General features: G+C 60.1%; 16 protein-coding genes. 12 read left to right on the top strand and 4 right to left on the bottom strand.

The genetic code is table 11. The annotated features are described in order from the left end of the window. Positions 1-21: 21 nt before the first annotated feature. Positions 22-672, bottom strand: coding sequence for a GNAT family N-acetyltransferase (locus AC07VV_RS20445; RefSeq protein WP_085732178.1), 651 nt, complete (start codon positions 670-672; stop codon positions 22-24). A gap of 174 nt (positions 673-846) precedes the next feature. Between AC07VV_RS20445 and xthA the strand changes: the two genes are divergently transcribed. Beyond that, positions 847-1,659, top strand: coding sequence for an exodeoxyribonuclease III (xthA, locus tag AC07VV_RS20440; protein ID WP_249486990.1), 813 nt, complete (start codon positions 847-849; stop codon positions 1,657-1,659). 115 nt (positions 1,660-1,774) lie between these two features. Beyond that, entirely contained in the window at positions 1,775-3,109 is a 1,335-nt protein-coding gene (locus tag AC07VV_RS20435; RefSeq protein ID WP_495037337.1) for a substrate-binding domain-containing protein, read from the top strand. Positions 3,110-3,269: 160 nt separating this feature from the next. Here the strand turns inward: AC07VV_RS20435 and AC07VV_RS20430 are convergent, their stop codons facing one another. Continuing rightward, the gene (locus tag AC07VV_RS20430) at positions 3,270-4,499 is read right to left on the bottom strand and encodes an acyl-CoA dehydrogenase (protein ID WP_102621748.1); all 1,230 of its coding nucleotides are present in this window, start codon (positions 4,497-4,499) and stop codon (positions 3,270-3,272) included. 166 nt (positions 4,500-4,665) lie between these two features. Between AC07VV_RS20430 and AC07VV_RS20425 the strand changes: the two genes are divergently transcribed. The 5 genes from AC07VV_RS20425 (at position 4,666) to AC07VV_RS20405 (ending at position 8,883) form a co-directional block, all read left to right on the top strand. Further along, positions 4,666-5,610 (top strand): LysR family transcriptional regulator, encoded by a 945-nt coding sequence (locus AC07VV_RS20425; protein WP_011334997.1) that lies wholly within the window; start codon positions 4,666-4,668, stop codon positions 5,608-5,610. Positions 5,611-5,665: 55 nt separating this feature from the next. Further along, positions 5,666-6,067: a MerR family transcriptional regulator gene (locus tag AC07VV_RS20420; RefSeq protein ID WP_007951507.1), complete on the top strand. Its 402-nt coding sequence runs from the start codon at positions 5,666-5,668 to the stop codon at positions 6,065-6,067. 29 nt (positions 6,068-6,096) lie between these two features. After that, entirely contained in the window at positions 6,097-6,996 is a 900-nt protein-coding gene (locus AC07VV_RS20415) for a hydroxymethylglutaryl-CoA lyase (RefSeq protein WP_495037304.1), read from the top strand. 1,073 nt (positions 6,997-8,069) lie between these two features. Further along, positions 8,070-8,435, top strand: a complete 366-nt coding sequence (locus AC07VV_RS20410; RefSeq protein ID WP_179694406.1) for a DUF6124 family protein — start codon at positions 8,070-8,072, stop codon at positions 8,433-8,435. An 88-nt stretch (positions 8,436-8,523) separates the two neighbouring features. Beyond that, on the top strand, positions 8,524-8,883 hold the full coding sequence (locus AC07VV_RS20405; RefSeq protein ID WP_085712433.1) for a DUF6124 family protein: 360 nt from the start codon (positions 8,524-8,526) through the stop codon (positions 8,881-8,883). A gap of 72 nt (positions 8,884-8,955) precedes the next feature. On the opposite strand, the gene AC07VV_RS20400 is transcribed toward AC07VV_RS20405, so the two are convergent. Then, on the bottom strand, positions 8,956-10,653 hold the full coding sequence (locus tag AC07VV_RS20400) for an AMP-binding protein (protein WP_495037303.1): 1,698 nt from the start codon (positions 10,651-10,653) through the stop codon (positions 8,956-8,958). 201 nt (positions 10,654-10,854) lie between these two features. Here AC07VV_RS20400 and AC07VV_RS20395 point away from each other — a divergent pair, with 201 nt between their 5' ends. Genes AC07VV_RS20395 through AC07VV_RS20380 form a run of 4 tightly spaced genes read left to right on the top strand, consistent with a single transcriptional unit; the run spans position 10,855 to position 16,416 of the window. Further along, positions 10,855-12,018 (top strand): isovaleryl-CoA dehydrogenase, encoded by a 1,164-nt coding sequence (locus AC07VV_RS20395; RefSeq protein WP_495037302.1) that lies wholly within the window; start codon positions 10,855-10,857, stop codon positions 12,016-12,018. A gap of 12 nt (positions 12,019-12,030) precedes the next feature. Continuing rightward, a complete protein-coding gene (locus AC07VV_RS20390) occupies positions 12,031-13,638 on the top strand; it encodes a carboxyl transferase domain-containing protein (protein WP_007951515.1) in 1,608 nt (535 codons plus the stop codon). Between the two features lie 13 nt (positions 13,639-13,651). Further along, positions 13,652-14,467 (top strand): gamma-carboxygeranoyl-CoA hydratase, encoded by an 816-nt coding sequence (locus tag AC07VV_RS20385; RefSeq protein WP_495037301.1) that lies wholly within the window; start codon positions 13,652-13,654, stop codon positions 14,465-14,467. Then, on the top strand, positions 14,467-16,416 hold the full coding sequence (locus AC07VV_RS20380) for an acetyl/propionyl/methylcrotonyl-CoA carboxylase subunit alpha (protein WP_495037300.1): 1,950 nt from the start codon (positions 14,467-14,469) through the stop codon (positions 16,414-16,416). Before AC07VV_RS20385 ends, AC07VV_RS20380 begins: the two co-directional genes overlap by 1 nt. A 39-nt stretch (positions 16,417-16,455) precedes the next feature. Here AC07VV_RS20380 and AC07VV_RS20375 read toward each other — a convergent pair whose 3' ends face one another. Further along, the gene (locus AC07VV_RS20375; protein WP_495037299.1) at positions 16,456-17,112 is read right to left on the bottom strand and encodes a LexA family protein; all 657 of its coding nucleotides are present in this window, start codon (positions 17,110-17,112) and stop codon (positions 16,456-16,458) included. A gap of 129 nt (positions 17,113-17,241) precedes the next feature. Here AC07VV_RS20375 and AC07VV_RS20370 point away from each other — a divergent pair, with 129 nt between their 5' ends. After that, entirely contained in the window at positions 17,242-17,580 is a 339-nt protein-coding gene (locus AC07VV_RS20370) for a DUF6124 family protein (RefSeq protein WP_495037298.1), read from the top strand. Positions 17,581-17,742 lie beyond the last annotated feature (162 nt).

Genomic DNA, 17,742 nt, shown 5'->3' with positions numbered 1-17,742 from the left:
ATTTCCCAAAAAGTTCGACGGTTATCCCGTTGCAGTTTGTAACACCTGCGGGTTGGCGTGAAAAAAAACGTGCTCGCGCACCGGTCCGACGGCGACTTCGCCGATTTCCTCATAGCCTTGACGCTTGTAAAACTCCAGGTAGCGCGGGTTGCCGGTGTCGAGGATCACCCCTTGGGAGCTCTCATCCACCGCGCACCAGTTGTGCACCGCTTGCAACAATTGTTCGCCGAAGTGTTTGCCCTGAAATTGCGGATGCACACCCAGCAGCGGCAGCATGTGCACCGAGTCGGTCGGCACGCAGGCTTCAACGGCGGCGTGATATTCCAGATAACGCCGGGTGCAGCGAAAACCGGTGCTCAGCACCATGCGCAGACGCCAGGCCCAACTCTCGGTGACACCCAGACGTCGTTGCGGCGGTGCGATCAGGGCGATGCCGATCAAGCGATCATTGACCAACAGGCCGATGGCCGGCAAATCCTGCAGGAAATGCTGTTTGACCAGTTCCCGCACCGTGGCACGCACCCGTTGTTCGTAGCCCGGGCGTTCGGCCTCGAACAGATAAGCGAAGGTCGGCTCGTGACGATAGGCCTGATATAGAAGGGATCGCGCTTCACGGGAATAGCCGCGGTCGAGCATGTGGATGTCGGCGATGGCGGTCGAGGTTTCAGGCATGACGGTGATTCTCCCTGGACGGGACTCAACAGGCCCCGTTCTTGTTATACGAGCCTTGGGCTGAAGGGATCGTTCCCACACCCGAAAGACATTAGCAGCGCATATGGACTACCGCCACGCTGGCCCAGATCCTACATGTCAGCTAGCATCGCCTTTTTGCCAGGACTGCCGACCATGAAGATCGTTTCCTTCAACATCAACGGACTGCGGGCCCGCCCGCATCAGCTGGCGGCGCTGATCGAAAAGCATCAGCCGGACGTCATCGGCCTGCAGGAAACCAAGGTCCACGACGACCAGTTCCCGCTGGAAGAAGTGCGGGCCCTGGGTTATCACGTGTATTTCCACGGCCAGAAAGGCCATTACGGCGTTGCCCTGCTCTCGCGCCAGGAGCCGATTGCCGTGCACAAAGGCTTCGCCACCGATGAAGAAGACGCTCAGCGACGCTTTATCTGGGGCACTTTCGCCGACGCCAACGGCGTGCCGGTGACGATCATGAACGGCTATTTCCCACAGGGTGAAAGCCGCGACCATCCGACCAAATTCCCCGCCAAGCAGCGTTTCTACAGCGATCTGCAAGCGCTGCTGGAAAGCCAGTTCAACAATGAGCAACCGCTGGTGGTGATGGGCGACGTGAACATTTCCCCGGAAGACTGCGACATCGGCATCGGCCCGGACAACATGAAGCGCTGGCTGAAAACCGGCAAATGCAGCTTCCTGCCGGAAGAGCGCGAGTGGATGGCCCGCCTGAAAAACTGGGGCCTGACCGACAGTTTCCGTCACCTGAACCCAGACGTGGCCGACACGTTCAGCTGGTTCGACTACCGCAGCCGTGGCTTTGAAGACGAGCCGAAGCGTGGTCTGCGCATCGATGTGATTCTGGCGTCCCATGGCTTGCTGCCACGGGTGAAAGCGGCCGGTGTCGACTATGAACTGCGCGGGATGGAAAAACCTTCGGACCATGCGCCGATCTGGCTTGAATTGAGCTGACCAGCCTGAAGCAGAAGATCACAGCCAGCGGTTGTGATCTTCTGCCTTGTCATCTTTCAGAAACCTCACTGACTTAATCTCCCCGGCAATCCCCTTGGCTGCATTCGGTGCCGGCATGACCCTGCGCGTTCTGTTCGTCTTTCTCCTGAGTGCCTGGCTGCAGGTTTCGGCCGCTGCATTGCCCATTCCCGAGAACGGCCCGGTCCTGCGCATCCAGGGTTCCAACACCATTGGCGCGGCCCTCGGCCCGGCACTGGTGGAAGGCCTGCTCAAAGAACAGGGACTGTCGAAAGTCCACAGCGAAACCCCGGACACCGCCAACGAACAACGGGTCGTCGGTCTGACGGCCCAAGGTAAACGCGTGGTGGTGGAAATCGCCGCCCATGGCTCCAGCACCGGTTTCACGGCACTCAAAAGCAACAGCGCCGATCTGGCCGCGTCTTCTCGTCCGATCAAGGACAGCGAACTCGCCAGCCTGCAACCCCTCGGCGACCTGAAAAGCCCCGGCGCCGAGCAAGTCATTGCCATCGATGGCCTGGCGATCATCCTTCACCCCGTCAATCCGCTGAACCAATTGAACACCGAACAACTGGCGCGGATCTTCAGCGGCGAGGCGAAGACGTGGGAAGAACTCGGCGGCAAGGGTGGGACGATTCATCTGTATGCGCGGGATGATCAGTCCGGCACCTACGACACCTTCAAGGAACTTGTCCTCAGCCGTCGTGGGAAAACCCTGAATAATTCGGCGAAACGTTTCGAGTCGAGCGAGCAATTGTCCGATGCAGTCAGCGCCGATCCGCAGGGCATTGGTTTCATCGGCCTGCCCTATGTGCGCCAGGCCAAAGCCGTGGCGATTGTCGACGGGCAATCCCTGGCGATGTTGCCGCTGGCCAGCCTGATCGCCACCGAAGACTATCCACTGTCCCGGCGTTTGTTTTTCTATTTGCCGCCCGATAGCCAGAATCCTTGGGCCCGGGCGCTGGTGGACTTTGCGCAGAGCCGTCAGGGCCAGGCGATTGTCGCGGCCAACGGTTTTATCGCCCAGACCGTGCACGCCATCTCGGTCACGCCGAATGCGCTGATGCCCGAGGGTTATCAATCCCTCAGCCGGCACGCCCAGCGTCTGACCGTGAACTTCCGTTTTGAAGAAGGCAGCGCCAGCCTCGACAACAAGGCCCGCCAGGATCTGGCCCGGGTGTTCGACTATATAAAGCACCACGAGAAGACTGACCGTGCGGTAACACTGGTGGGATTCGGCGATGCCAAGGACGATCCGGCGCGGGCGGATTTGCTGTCGAAGCTGCGGGCGATGGCGGTACGGCGGGAGCTGGTGAAGAACGGCGTGGTGTTGCGCGAGGTGCGCGGGTTTGGCGCGCTGATGCCGGTGGCGACCAACAGCGGGGATGAGGGCAGGATCAAGAATCGGCGGGTTGAGGTTTGGGTTTACTGAACCTCCTCGATCGTTCCCACGCAAACACGCCGAAACGGTGATCGTTCCCACGCTCTGCGTGGTAACGCAGCCATGGACGCTCTGCGTCCACTGTGACGCGGAGCGTCACGGTATGCATTCCCACGCAGAGCGTGGGAACGATCAGGGGGACTAATGCTGATCAGCGCTCGCTACGCAGCATTTCCTTCGGCACGTACTTGCCGATCTCGAACTTGCCGATCGCCGCGCGGTGCACTTCGTCCGGGCCGTCGGCCAGGCGCAGGGTGCGTTGCATGGCGTACATGTAGGCCAGCGGGAAGTCGTTCGACACCCCTGCCCCGCCATGGATCTGGATCGCCCGGTCGATCACCCGCAACGCGACGTTCGGTGCGACGACCTTGATCTGCGCGATCTCGCTCTTGGCGACCTTGTTACCGACGGTGTCCATCATGTACGCCGCTTTCAGGGTCAGCAGGCGCGCCATGTCGATTTCCATCCGCGAGTCGGCGATCTTGTCGACGTTACCGCCCAGACGCGCCAGCGGTTTGCCGAATGCAGTACGGCTCACCGAACGTTTGCACATCAGTTCCAGTGCGCGCTCGGCCATGCCGATCGAACGCATGCAGTGGTGAATCCGGCCTGGGCCAAGGCGACCTTGAGCGATTTCAAAGCCGCGTCCTTCACCGAGCAGGACGTTTTCGTACGGCACTCGTACGTTGTCGAACAGCACTTCGGCGTGACCGTGCGGTGCATCGTCGTAACCGAACACCGGCAGCGGACGGACGATCTTCACGCCGGGGGTGTCGACCGGCACCAGAATCATCGAGTGCTGGGCGTGGCGCGGGGCGTCGGGGTTGCTCAGGCCCATGAAGATCAGGATCTTGCAGCGCGGATCGCAGGCGCCGGAGGTCCACCATTTCTTGCCGTTGATCACCCACTCATCGCCATCACGCACGGCACGAGCAGCCATGTTGGTGGCGTCGGAGGATGCGACGTCCGGTTCGGTCATCGCAAACGCCGAGCGAATCTCGCCGCGCAGCAGCGGTTCGAGCCAGCGCTGTTTCTGCTCTTCGTTGGCGTAACGCACCAGCACTTCCATGTTGCCGGTGTCCGGTGCCGAGCAGTTGAACGGCTCGGGGCCCAGCAGCGAACGGCCCATGATTTCCGCCAAGGGCGCGTATTCGAGGTTGGTCAGGCCGGCGCCGAGCTCCGACTCAGGCAGAAACAAATTCCACAGTCCTTCAGCCTTGGCCTTGAGTTTGAGTTCTTCCATGATCGCGGTCGGCTGCCAGCGGTCGCCCTCGGCAACCTGCCGTTCGAACACGGCTTCGGCCGGGTAAACGTAAGTGTCCATGAACGCGGTCACGCGCTCACGCAGTTCTTGCACCTTGGGCGAATAAGCGAAATCCATGAGCAATTACCTTTTTTCGGCAGGTTGTTTAAGTCATGCAATCGATGCTAGAACAGCGTTGATAATTTACCTAGCCTATTCTCGGCGTGTATAAACATTCATCACCGATATATGATCCACTGATCGTCAGCCGCCCTATCCACCCCCATAACAAGAGAAGTGCGTCATGAATCTGAGCAAGGTCGACCTCAACCTCTTCATCGTCTTTGACGCGATCTATACCGAAGCCAACCTGACCCGCGCCGGGCAGATTGTCGGTATCACTCAGCCGGCGGTGTCCAACGCCCTGGCGCGGTTGCGCGAGACCTTCAACGACCCGCTCTTCGTACGCACGGCCCAGGGCATGGTGCCAACGCCCATGGCGCAGAACATCATCGGCCCGGTGCGCAATGCGCTGTCGCTGCTGCGGGTATCGGTTCAGGAAAGCCGGATTTTCAACCCATCGCAAGCGGTCAAGACTTACCGCATCAGCATGACCGACCTGACCGAAGCGGTGATTCTGCCGCCACTGTTCCAGCGTCTGCGTCGCCTGGCGCCGACGGTGATCATCGAAAGCTTCCTGTCCAAACGCCGGGAAACCACCAAGGAACTGGCCGCCGGGCGTCTCGACTTCGCGGTCGACGCGCCGCTCAACACCGACCCGCAGGTGCGCCACGTCAAGCTGATGGAAGACCGCTATGTCTGCGCGATGCGCAAGGGCCATCCGCTGGCGACCAAGGAAAAATTCACCCTCGACGATTACCTGTCGCTGACCCACATTCATATTTCCAGCCGCCGCAGTGGCCTGGGCCACGTCGATCTGGCGCTGGGCAAAATGGGCATCCAGCGCAAGATCGCCCTGCGCTCGCAGCACTATCTGATGGCGTCCCAGGTGTTGCAGCAGACCGACATGGTAATGACCGTGCCGGAGCGTTTCGCCCGTCGCCATGACCTGCATGCGTTCAATCTGCCGGTTAACGATGTACCTCCGGTGGAAACCCATTTGTACTGGCACGAAAGCACCGATCAGGATCCGGCCAACCGCTGGATGCGCGAGCAGATGATCGAGCTGTGCCAGCAAGTGACAGCGCACGAGAAGAAGCTCGACAAGCTGCAGGCGCCCGCCACTTGACGTAAACGTCAACCTGCCATTAGCTTAGCGCCAAGACCTTATTTCGAGCGCTTTCATGAGCAGCCAGACCTACAGCATTTCCGACCTCGCCCGCGAGCTGGACATCACCACCCGGGCGATCCGCTTCTATGAAGAACAAGGCCTGCTCAGCCCCGAGCGCCGAGGCCAGGAACGCATCTATTCGCCGCGCGACAAGGTCAGCCTGAAGCTGATCCTGCGGGGCAAGCGCATCGGTTTTTCCCTGGCCGAGTGCCGCGAGCTGATCGAGCTCTACGACCCTTCCAGCGGTAACACCAAACAACTCAACAGCATGCTGGCGAAAATCAGCGAGCGCCGGGAACAGCTCGAGCAGCAATTGCTGGACATCGAACAGATGAAGCTGGAACTCGACACCGCCGAAGAACGCTGCGTGCAGGCGCTGGAGCAGACGCTCAAGAGTCAGCAAGTCGCGCAGTAGCCTCCCGACAATTACAACAGGTCAACGCCATGTCCCTCCCCTCCCAAGTACGCCTGATCGAAGTCGGCCCGCGTGACGGCCTGCAGAACGAAGCCCAGCCCATCAGCGTTGCCGACAAGGTGCAACTGGTCGACGCGTTGAGCGCTGCCGGCCTCGGCTATATAGAAGTCGGCAGTTTCGTTTCGCCCAAGTGGGTGCCACAGATGGCCGGTTCCGCCGAGGTGTTCGCGCAGATCCAGCGCAAGCCCGGCGTGACCTATGGCGCACTGGCGCCGAACCTGCGCGGCTTCGAAGATGCACTGGCGGCAGGGGTCAAGGAAGTCGCGGTGTTTGCCGCAGCGTCCGAAGCCTTTTCGCAGCGCAACATCAATTGCTCGATCAGCGAAAGCCTGGCGCGGTTCGCGCCGATCATGGAGTCGGCGAAACAGCACGGCGTTACCGTGCGCGGTTACGTTTCCTGCGTGCTGGGTTGCCCTTATGAAGGCGAGGTCGCCCCGGAACAAGTGGCGATGGTGTCCCGCGAGCTGTACGCGATGGGCTGCTACGAAGTCTCGCTGGGTGACACCATCGGCACCGGCACCGCGGGCGCCACTCGCCGGCTGTTCGAAGTGGTCTCGAAACAGGTGCCCCGCGAGAAACTCGCCGGCCACTTCCACGACACCTACGGCCAGGCCATGGCCAACATCTACGCCAGCCTGCTGGAAGGCATCGCGGTGTTCGACAGCTCGATCGCCGGCCTCGGCGGCTGCCCGTATGCCAAAGGCGCCAGCGGTAACGTCGCCACCGAAGACGTGGTGTACCTGCTCAACGGCCTGGGCATCGAGACCGGTATCGACCTCGACGCCTTGATTGCCGCCGGCCAGCAGATCAGTGCCGTGCTGGGTCGCCCGACCGGTTCGCGCGTGGCCAAGGCTCGCAGCGCACAGTGAGGGCGAAGGTGTTACCGCTGTGTCCGAAACGTGGGCATAGGCGAGTAACACGGAAACAAATTGTCTGGTTTTGACTGAAGGAAAAATCCTTCAAAAAACTCAAACCCTTGATTTACAAGGGTTTTTAAAAGTTGGCACGGCTTCTGCTATCTCTATGGCATAACAAGAATAAAAAGCAGCAAACCAATAAAAATAAGACGTACCGACTCTGACATAACAAAAACAACACGGCAGAGACGCAGCTAACAGATTTTTTTGGAGAAGGTGTGCTTTTCAGGGTATTCCTCGGAATGACCCGCAACCGGGCAGAGAACAATAAAACTACCTTCAGGTAGCTCCCGAATCGGTTGGATCGCCTAGCGAGAAAGCAGATCAGCGCTCAAAAAAATACGTTTGCTCTTGACCCCGGATGGGGGTCGCCAAAAACAGCGGTAAAGGGCCACGGTTGCCAAAAACAACAACAGACCGCCCCTCAATAATAAAAAAGAGCACGCGACGACAAAATTAAAGGGGAGCTTCGGCTCCCCTTTGTGCTGTCTGGCGTTCTGAAATTGTCCGCGACGAATCTCCTCGCCCATCTCGATCTTCCTACAAGCGCTCACTCGGTAAGATCTCAGTGGGGCAATTGATCTTGTGCCTCAACATCCAGCCCCCCACATACAAGTAATCCCAACAAAAACACGGAGGGTTCACGGCTTTCGCCGTGTGTAAACACGACGCCGCATCGGCGTTTAAAGTACACGAACCGTTACGCCATAAGGGCTACAACACCTTGCGTCGTTGCCTACGCGTACGCCAGAATCCGCCGGCTTACGCGGCTATGGGGTGGGCTATATCGTTTCCCTGTCACTGAAAAACAGTGATCGGGTTTGGTAGCCCGTCTGTAATAGCTGTATGGCAACACCGTATGCAGTCCCTTTTTTGGGGTTCTGCTTTATGGTGGTCATGCGTGGGGCTCATTCGTGAGCGCCGGGTTCCTATTGCAGCCGGTCTACCAACCCGCGTATGGCCGCCACCCATCGTTTGGTAGCGTGGGTGATGGCTCCTTGAAGTCTGCGATAGGAGTTACACGTATGTTCAAAGCCACGCCAAACCCACCAGAAACCGACTCAATCCCCTACGACGCCGCACTCGAAGCCGAAAACATAAAAACGGCCACCGAGCGGGCGATCAATCATTACCTCGATCCTGGGGCGCAGAAGACGTCCAAGCCATCACGCAAGCCGGGCAGGATCTATCTGGTCAATCCAACGGTGGATGACGAAACGCTGCTGGTCGAAGCGTGCGAAACGCTGTCGTCGGCCAGTGACATGGCCCGGGATATTGGCGACACCGTCGACCCGTCGCAGCGCAAGGCGATGCAGATTCTGCAGCAGGTCATCATGCTGAGTGAGCTGCTGGTCAATCGTGTGCTGGATAACCATCACGTCTCGCGGTAGTTGCCGCCTCGGTGAGGGGCTTGTCCCCTCGCTGCCTGGCAGCCGTCTACACAAATCCTCAAGCGACTCTTGTGCGGAGTTTTAGCTGATGTCCACGACCGTCATTCCACCGTTAGAAGATCCGGTGTCCCCGTACGAATTTCCCGATTCAAGAAAACTCCACGACGCGGCCGAACGCGCCCTCGACTATTACCTGACCCCGGCAGCCCGGATCATGGCCACGCCTTACACCCCAAACGACATGTTCATGGTCAACCCGCAAACCGACACGGAGTCCTTGCTGGCCAACGCCTGCGAATCCCTCGCGTCAGCCACGGTCATGCTCGGTGACTTCGCCGGCCTGCTGGAAGGGCCGAACCGCAAGACCCTGCTGGGCATTGCGCAAGTGGTGATGTTGGGGGAATTGGCGGTGAATCAGGCGTTGGAAAATGTAGAAGTAAAGCAATAAGCGCCGCTTTCGAAGCCAGGGTCCGCGCCTTGGCTTCGAAGGCTCTGATCGATATAGAAAGTTGAAACTGTGTCAGCCCTCGTTACTGCGCAACTCCTCGATACTGATCTCGCGCATCCGGAATTTCTGGATCTTGCCCGTCACCGTCATCGGAAACTCCTCCACAAACTTGAAATGACGCGGCGTCTTGAAGTGGGCGATGCGTTCCTTGCACCACGCTTGCAGCTCTTGTTCGGTGGCACTGTGGCCGGGGTGGAATTTGATCCAGGCGACGATTTCCTCGCCGTAACGCGAGCAGGGAATGCCGATCACCTGCACGTCCGCCACCGCCGGGTGGGTGAAGAAGAACTCTTCCAGTTCACGCGGGTAAATGTTTTCGCCGCCACGGATGATCATGTCCTTGTTGCGGCCGGCGATGCACACGTAACCCTCGTCGTTCATGCTCGCCAGGTCGCCGGTGTGCATCCAGCCCGCTGCATCGATGGCTTCGGCGGTGGCATTCGGGTTGTTCCAGTAGCCGAGCATCACGCTGTAGCCACGGGTGCACAGTTCGCCGATCGTGCCACGCGGAACCGGATTGCCGGCCTCGTCGATGATTTTGCTTTCGAGTTGCGGCTGGGTGCGGCCGACAGTGGTGACGCGCAGTTCCAGTTCGTCGGATGGGCCGGTCTGCAGCGATACGGGGCTGGTTTCGGTCATGCCGTAGGCGATCTGCACTTCGCACATGTGCATTTCGCTGATGACCCGGCGCATCACCTCGATCGGGCAAGTGGCGCCGGCCATGATCCCGGTGCGCAGGGTCGACAGGTCGAACTCGGCGCGTTGCGGCTGATCGAGCATGGCGATGAACATGGTCGGCACGCCGTAAAGCGCGGTGGCCTTTTCTTCGGCGACGGTGCTCAGGGTCAGCAGCGGATCGAAAGCATCGTTGGGGTAAATCATCGTGCTGCCGTGGGTGATACAGCCGAGGTTGCCCATGACCATGCCGAAGCAGTGATACAGCGGCACCGGGATCACCAGGCGATCAACAGCCGTCAGGCCAAGGCTTTCGCCGACCATGTAACCATTGTTGAGGATGTTGTAGTGACTGAGGGTCGCGCCCTTGGGGAAACCGGTGGTGCCGGAGGTGTACTGAATGTTGACGGGCTGATCGAAGTGCACGCTGTCGCTGCGCTCACGCAATTGTTCTGGAGAGACACTGGCGGCCAGATCTGCCAGTTGCGACCACGGGAGAAAACCCGAAGGCGGCTGTGAATCAAGGCTGATCAACCCGCGCAATTCCGGCAGGCGCTCGCTGCGCAGTTCGCCGATGAATTGCTCGGCCAGCTCCGGCAGCAAGCCTTGCAACATGCCGTGATAGTTCGAAGATTTGAAGGCGCCGGCGCAGACCAGCCATTGGCAACCGGATTGCTTGAGCACGTACTCCAATTCGGAGCTGCGGTAGGCCGGGTTGATGTTGACCAGAATCACGCCGATTTTCGCGGTAGCGAATTGAGTGATGCACCACTGCGCGCAGTTCGGCGCCCAGATGCCGAGCCGGTCACCGGCCTGCAAACCCAACGCCAGCAGCGCTCTGGCATGCACGTCCACTGCGTCGGCCAGTTGCCGCCAGGTGTAACGCAGCTGCTGATGGCGCACCACCAGCGCCTCGCCGTCCGGGTACTGCGCGACGGTCTCGTCGAACTTCTGCCCGATGGTCATCGCCAGCAAGGCTTTGTCCTGGGAACCACGGGTGTAGCTGCGCTGCGGGTTTGCACTGGGTTGATCCATGACGACCCCTATTGTCTTTATTAGTGGGTGTTGGACCGGAGCCATATGAGCTCCGACCGTTCAGAACTGGCTCTACTCTCGCTCAAGTTGACGTTAACGTAAAGGGTGATTGACAGCCATTCGTCACAGGCTTACGTTAACGTAAAGGTGAGAACTGAAACGCCCTTCTCCCCGCCCTACAAAAAAGCCAAAAGGTGACCCATGAGCTACCCATCCCTGAACTTTGCCCTCGGTGAAACCATCGACATGCTGCGCGATCAGGTTCAGTCCTTTGTCGCCAAAGAGGTCGCTCCGCGCGCCGCGCAGATCGACAGCGACAACCTGTTCCCCGCCGATCTGTGGCGCAAGTTCGGCGACATGGGCCTGCTCGGCATCACCGTGCCGGAAGAATACGGCGGCGCTGGTCTGGGTTACCTGGCGCACGTCGTGGCGATGGAAGAAATCAGCCGCGGTTCCGCTTCGGTGGCTTTGTCCTACGGCGCCCACTCCAACCTCTGCGTGAACCAAATCAACCGCAACGGCAACCACGAACAGAAAACCAAATACCTGCCGAAGCTGATCAGCGGCGAACACGTCGGCGCCCTCGCGATGAGTGAGCCTAACGCCGGTTCCGACGTGGTCTCGATGAAACTGCGCGCCGAAAAACGCGGTGACCGCTACGTCCTCAACGGCAGCAAGACCTGGATCACCAACGGTCCCGACGCCAACACCTACGTGATCTACGCCAAGACCGACCTGGAAAAAGGCCCGTACGGCATCACCGCATTCATCGTCGAGCGTGACTGGAAAGGCTTCAGCCGCAGCAACAAGTTCGACAAGCTCGGCATGCGCGGCTCCAACACCTGCGAGCTGTTCTTCGATGACGTCGAAGTGCCGGAAGAAAACATCCTCGGCGTGCTCAACGGCGGCGTGAAAGTGCTGATGAGCGGCCTCGATTACGAACGCGTCGTGCTGTCCGGTGGCCCGACCGGGATCATGCAGTCGTGCATGGACCTGATCGTGCCGTACATCCATGACCGCAAGCAGTTCGGCCAGAGCATCGGCGAATTCCAGCTGATCCAGGGCAAAGTCGCCGACATGTACACCCAGCTCAACGCCAGCCGCGCTTACCTCTACGCCGTGGCCCAGGCCTGCGAGCGCAACGAAACCACGCGCAAGGATGCCGCCGGCGTGATCCTCTACACCGCCGAACGCGCCACGCAAATGGCTCTGGACGCGATCCAGATTCTCGGCGGCAACGGTTACATCAACGAATTCCCGGCCGGCCGTCTGCTGCGTGACGCCAAGCTGTACGAAATCGGCGCCGGCACCAGTGAGATCCGTCGCATGCTGATCGGTCGCGAACTGTTCAACGAAACCCGCTAAACGGAGCTGTCCATGGCTATCCTGCATACCCAGCTCAACCCCCGTTCAGCGGAGTTCGCCGCCAACAGCGCGGCGATGCTCGAACAGGTCGACGCCCTGCATACCCTGCTCGCCCAAGTGGCACAGGGCGGTGGCGCGAAAGCTCAGGAACGTCACACCTCACGCGGCAAACTGCTGCCGCGTGAGCGGATCAACCGCTTGCTCGATCCGGGCTCGCCGTTTCTAGAAATCAGCCAGTTGGCCGCCCACGCCGTTTATGGCGAAGACGTGCCGGCCGCTGGCGTGATTGCCGGGATCGGCCGGGTGGAAGGCGTCGAGTGCATGATCGTCGCCAACGACGCAACGGTGAAAGGTGGTTCGTACTACCCGCTGACCGTGAAGAAACACCTGCGCGCCCAGACGATCGCCCAGCAAAATCGCCTGCCATGCATTTATCTGGTGGACTCGGGTGGCGCCAACCTGCCGCGTCAGGACGAAGTGTTCCCGGATCGCGAGCACTTCGGGCGGATCTTCTTTAACCAGGCCAACATGAGCGCCATGGGCATTCCGCAGATTGCCGTGGTCATGGGCTCGTGCACCGCCGGCGGCGCTTATGTGCCGGCCATGGCTGACGAAGCGATCATGGTGCGCAATCAGGCGACAATTTTCCTCGCCGGCCCGCCATTGGTGAAAGCCGCGACCGGCGAAGTGGTCAGCGCCGAAGACCTCGGCGGGGCCGACGTGCATTGCAAGATCTCCGGGGTCGCCGACCATTACGCCGAAAGCGATGAGCACGCCCTCGCCCTCGCCCGCCGCAGCGTCGCCAACCTCAACTGGCGCAAGCTCGGCGAAGTGCAGCAGCGCGCGCCGATTGCGCCGCTGTACGCCAGCGACGAGTTGTACGGTGTGGTGTCGGCGGACGCCAAACAGCCGTTCGATGTGCGCGAAGTGATTGCGCGACTGGTCGACGGTTCGGTGTTCGATGAATTCAAAGCCTTGTTCGGCACCACGCTGGTATGCGGTTTCGCCCATCTGCACGGCTACCCGATCGCGATCCTCGCCAACAACGGCATCCTGTTCGCCGAAGCCGCGCAAAAAGGCGCGCACTTCATCGAACTCGCCTGTCAGCGCGGCATCCCGCTGTTGTTCCTGCAGAACATCACAGGCTTCATGGTCGGCCAGAAATACGAGGCCGGCGGCATCGCCAAACACGGCGCGAAACTGGTGACCGCCGTGGCGTGCGCCAAGGTGCCGAAATTCACCGTGATCATCGGCGGCAGCTTCGGCGCCGGTAACTACGGCATGTGCGGGCGAGCCTACGATCCGCGGTTCCTGTGGATGTGGCCGAACGCGCGGATCGGCGTGATGGGCGCCGAACAGGCGGCCGGCGTGCTGGTTCAGGTCAAGCGCGAGCAGGCCGAACGCAGCGGCCAGGCGTTCAGCGCCGAGCAGGAAAGCGAGATCAAGCAACCGATTCTCGACCAGTACGAAGAGCAGGGTCACCCCTACTACTCCAGCGCACGACTGTGGGACGACGGCGTCATCGACCCGGCACAAACCCGCGATGTACTGGCCCTGGCCTTGTCCGCGTCGTTGAACGCGCCTATCGAACCGAGCCGCTTCGGCGTGTTCCGGATGTGATCGGGAGAACCTCATGAGCGACTTCAACACCCTCGAATTGCAGAGCAATCCACGGGGTTTCGCGACCCTGTGGCTGAGCCGCGAAGAAAAGAACAACGCATTCAACGCCGAGATGATCCGCGAACTGATCCTGGCTTTGGACAAGGTCGCCAGCGACGCCAGCCTGCGTTTTCTGCTGGTGCGCGGACGCGGCAAACACTTCAGCGCCGGCGCGGATCTGGCCTGGATGCAGCAATCGGCCGAACTCGATTACCACACCAACCTCGACGACGCCCGGGAACTGGCGGAGCTGATGTACAACCTCGCCAAGCTGAAAATCCCGACCGTGGCCGTGGTGCAAGGCGCGGCGTTCGGTGGCGCGCTGGGCCTGATCAGCTGCTGCGACATGGCGATTGGCGCCGACGACGCGCAGTTCTGTCTGTCGGAAGTGCGCATTGGCCTGGCGCCAGCTGTGATCAGTCCGTTCGTGGTGCAAGCCATCGGCGAGCGCGCGGCGCGGCGCTATGCGCTGACGGCCGAGCGTTTCGGTGGGCAGCGGGCGCGGGAAATCGGTTTGTTGTCCGAGAGCTATCCAGCGACCGAGCTTGAGCAGAAAGTCGAACAATGGATCGACAACCTCCTGCTCAACAGCCCCGCCGCCATGCGTGCCAGCAAGGATCTGCTGCGTGAAGTCGGCAACGGCGCGCTGACCCCAGCCCTGCGCCGTTACACCGAAAACGCCATCGCCCGCATCCGTGTCAGCCCGGAAGGCCAGGAGGGTCTGCGGGCCTTTCTGCAGAAACGTCCACCGAGCTGGCAAGCCGCAACCACCACCAAGGAGCCGCGTTGATGAGCTCACCTGTTCTCACCACCCTGCTGGTGGCCAACCGTGGCGAAATCGCTTGCCGGGTCATGCGCACCGCCAAGTCGCTGGGCCTGACCACCGTCGCCGTGCATAGCGCGACCGACCGGGAAGCGCGGCACAGCCGTGAAGCGGATATCCGCGTCGATCTGGGCGGCAGCAAAGCGGCCGACAGCTACCTGCAAATCGACAAACTGATCGCAGCGGCCAAGGCCAGCGGCGCTCAGGCAATTCATCCGGGTTATGGCTTTCTTTCCGAAAACGCTGGTTTTGCCCGCGCCATCGAAGCGGCCGGCCTGATTTTCCTCGGCCCGCCCGCTTCGGCCATCGACGCGATGGGCAGCAAATCCGCCGCCAAGGCCCTGATGGAAACTGCTGGTGTGCCGCTGGTGCCGGGTTATCACGGCGAAGCTCAGGATCTGGATACCTTCCGTGATGCTTGCGAACGCATCGGTTATCCGGTGCTGCTCAAGGCCACCGCTGGCGGTGGCGGTAAAGGCATGAAGGTCGTTGAGGACGTCAGCCAATTGGCTGAGGCACTGGCCTCGGCTCAGCGTGAAGCGCAGTCGTCGTTCGGCGATTCGCGGATGCTGGTGGAGAAGTACCTGCTCAAGCCGCGTCACGTGGAAATCCAGGTGTTTGCCGATCAGCATGGCAATTGCCTGTATCTGAATGAACGTGACTGCTCAATTCAGCGCCGGCACCAGAAGGTCGTCGAAGAGGCACCGGCACCGGGCCTTAGTCCGGAACTGCGTCGAGCGATGGGCGAAGCGGCAGTGCGTTCGGCACAGGCCATCGGCTATGTCGGCGCCGGCACAGTGGAGTTTCTGCTGGACGCTCGCGGCGAGTTCTTCTTCATGGAGATGAACACGCGGTTGCAGGTCGAACACCCCGTCACCGAGGCCATTACCGGCCTTGATCTGGTGGCCTGGCAGATTCGCGTCGCCCGTGGCGAAACGTTGCCGATCACTCAGGATCAGGTGCCGCTGAACGGGCATGCAATTGAAGTTCGGTTGTATGCGGAAGATCCATCGAATGATTTCCTGCCAGCTACCGGTCGCCTCGATCTGTATCGCGAATCCATTGCAGGGCCAGGGCGTCGCGTTGACGCGGGCGTTGAGGAAGGCGATGAGATTTCGCCGTTCTATGACCCGATGCTCGGCAAGCTGATCGCCTGGGGCGAAGATCGTGAACAGGCGCGGTTGCGGCTGCTGAGCATGCTTGATGAGTTCGCGATTGGTGGGTTGAAGACCAACATCAACTTCCTGCGGCGGATTATCGGTCATCCAGCATTTGCATCCGCCGAGCTGGATACCGGGTTCATTCCTCGCTATCAGGAACAGCTACTGCCAGCGCCTGTCGCGCTGAGCGATGAGTTCTGGGATGCGGCGGCGCAGGCTTATGCGCAGAGTTTGCCAGGGGCGGCTCGATCGGATGATCCGGCTTCGCCTTGGGCGCTGCACAGCGGTTTGCGTGCCGGGTTGCCACGCGAAATCACTCTGCATTTGAGCTGCGAGGGGCAGGACCAAGCGCTGACCCTCGGTGCTGGCGGCAATGCAAAACTGATCGGCGAGCAACTGGTGATCGAGCGTGATGGTTTGCGTCGTCAGCTGCGTGCGATTCGTCGTGGAGAGGTTCTGTATCTGCAATGGGATGGCGAATTGCGGCGCGTTGAAACGTACGACCCGATCAGCGCTGTCGAAGCCAGCCACAGTCATCAGGGCGGTCTGACTGCGCCTATGAACGGCAGCATCGTGCGAGTTCTAGTGGAGGCCGGGCAATCGGTTGAAGCCGGCGCTCAATTGGTGGTGCTGGAAGCAATGAAGATGGAACACAGCATCCGCGCACCCCATGCCGGCGTGATCAAGGCGCTGTATTGCCAGGAAGGCGAAATGGTCAGCGAAGGCAGCGCACTGGTCGAGCTGGAAGAGGCTTGAGAGGTGGATCGATCCTACGCCTGGCGAGGATCGATCTGACTAGTATTTGGCCGATGCCTGAACCACGACACCGATGATTCGGCACTCGTCGGTAAACAAGGCTTTCGGCCAGGTCGGATTGAGCGGCATCAGGTAGCGCTGGCCGCCCTCTTCGATCAGCTTGCGGAAAATCGCCTCGTCACTGTCCGGCCACTGGGCGATCACCAGTTTGCCGGGCTCGGCTTCCAGTGCCGGGTCCACCAGGATCAGCATCCCCTCGCCGATGCTCTGCCCGGTGGGCGCGGTCATCGCATTCCCCATCACCGTGAGCCAGAACGCCGGGCCACGGGCGTGATAATCCGTCAGCTCAAAACGCCGCTTGTCCTTGGCACTCGAATACGCTGGCTGGCTTTCACGGGCCTCGACCGGCGCATTCCACTCGCTGACCGGATAGCGAAAGTAAGGGTTGTACTTCTGCGCCAGGGGCATTTCGTCGTCCTTGTCGACTTGCGGTTCGCGGATCACTACCGCGACTTCGAGAAACTCCATGCCCAGCGCTTTCAGCACGCGGTTCATCTGCGTGATGCCGGGCTCACGGCGCTTGTTCAGCCAATGGCCGATACCGCCCTGAGACATGCCGACGCGCTCGCCGAGCTCGACTTGAGTGACGTTGAGTTCACTCATTTTGGCCTTGACCAACTCAATCCATTTATCCATGTGCGGCACCATACGTGCCCGTCCCGGGCCATCAAAACACATATTGTAGTATTTAAATTCTGGTCACAAATACTCTAGGTACTATTCTTGGATCACGGATTTGAATCGACCAAGGAGTGACCTTTCACCATGAACATCACCAGCAAAGACCTGCCCGACCTGCAAATGGACACCACCTTCACGTCTGCGCAAGGTTGCGCCGCTGCGCAACGGGCACTGGACTATTACTTGAAACCGGCTGTGTCAGAACCGGAAGTGGATGAGCGCTTTTTCGGTGTGAACAGCAACTTGAGTGGCGAAGAATCCCTGGTCCACGCCTCGGATTTGCTGCGATGTGCAGCAGCCACAGCATTCAAGGCAGCAGACGGCTTGCAGGGCGTCAGTCGGGATCTGGCTTTTTCGGTAGTGCACATGGTGGACATGGCACGAGCGATGGTCGATCACTCGCTCGATGGCGGTGCTCGCTGAAGACGGACGGGAAAGAATTTTCCAATCGCGCAGATAAAAACGTTTGACTTGCAAATGATAATGATTATTATTGCAAGCAGCTGGTCGCGAGATCAGTCGATGGACCAGAGACCTTAGGTCGGTCTTCTGGACTATCTCCTCATCAGGCTAATCACGGTTTTT

Source organism: Pseudomonas sp. GW821-FHT02C04 (assembly GCF_059421845.1).
The sequence above is the reverse complement of the archived record's forward strand: the minus strand, read 5'-3'. Positions and strand labels throughout refer to the sequence as shown.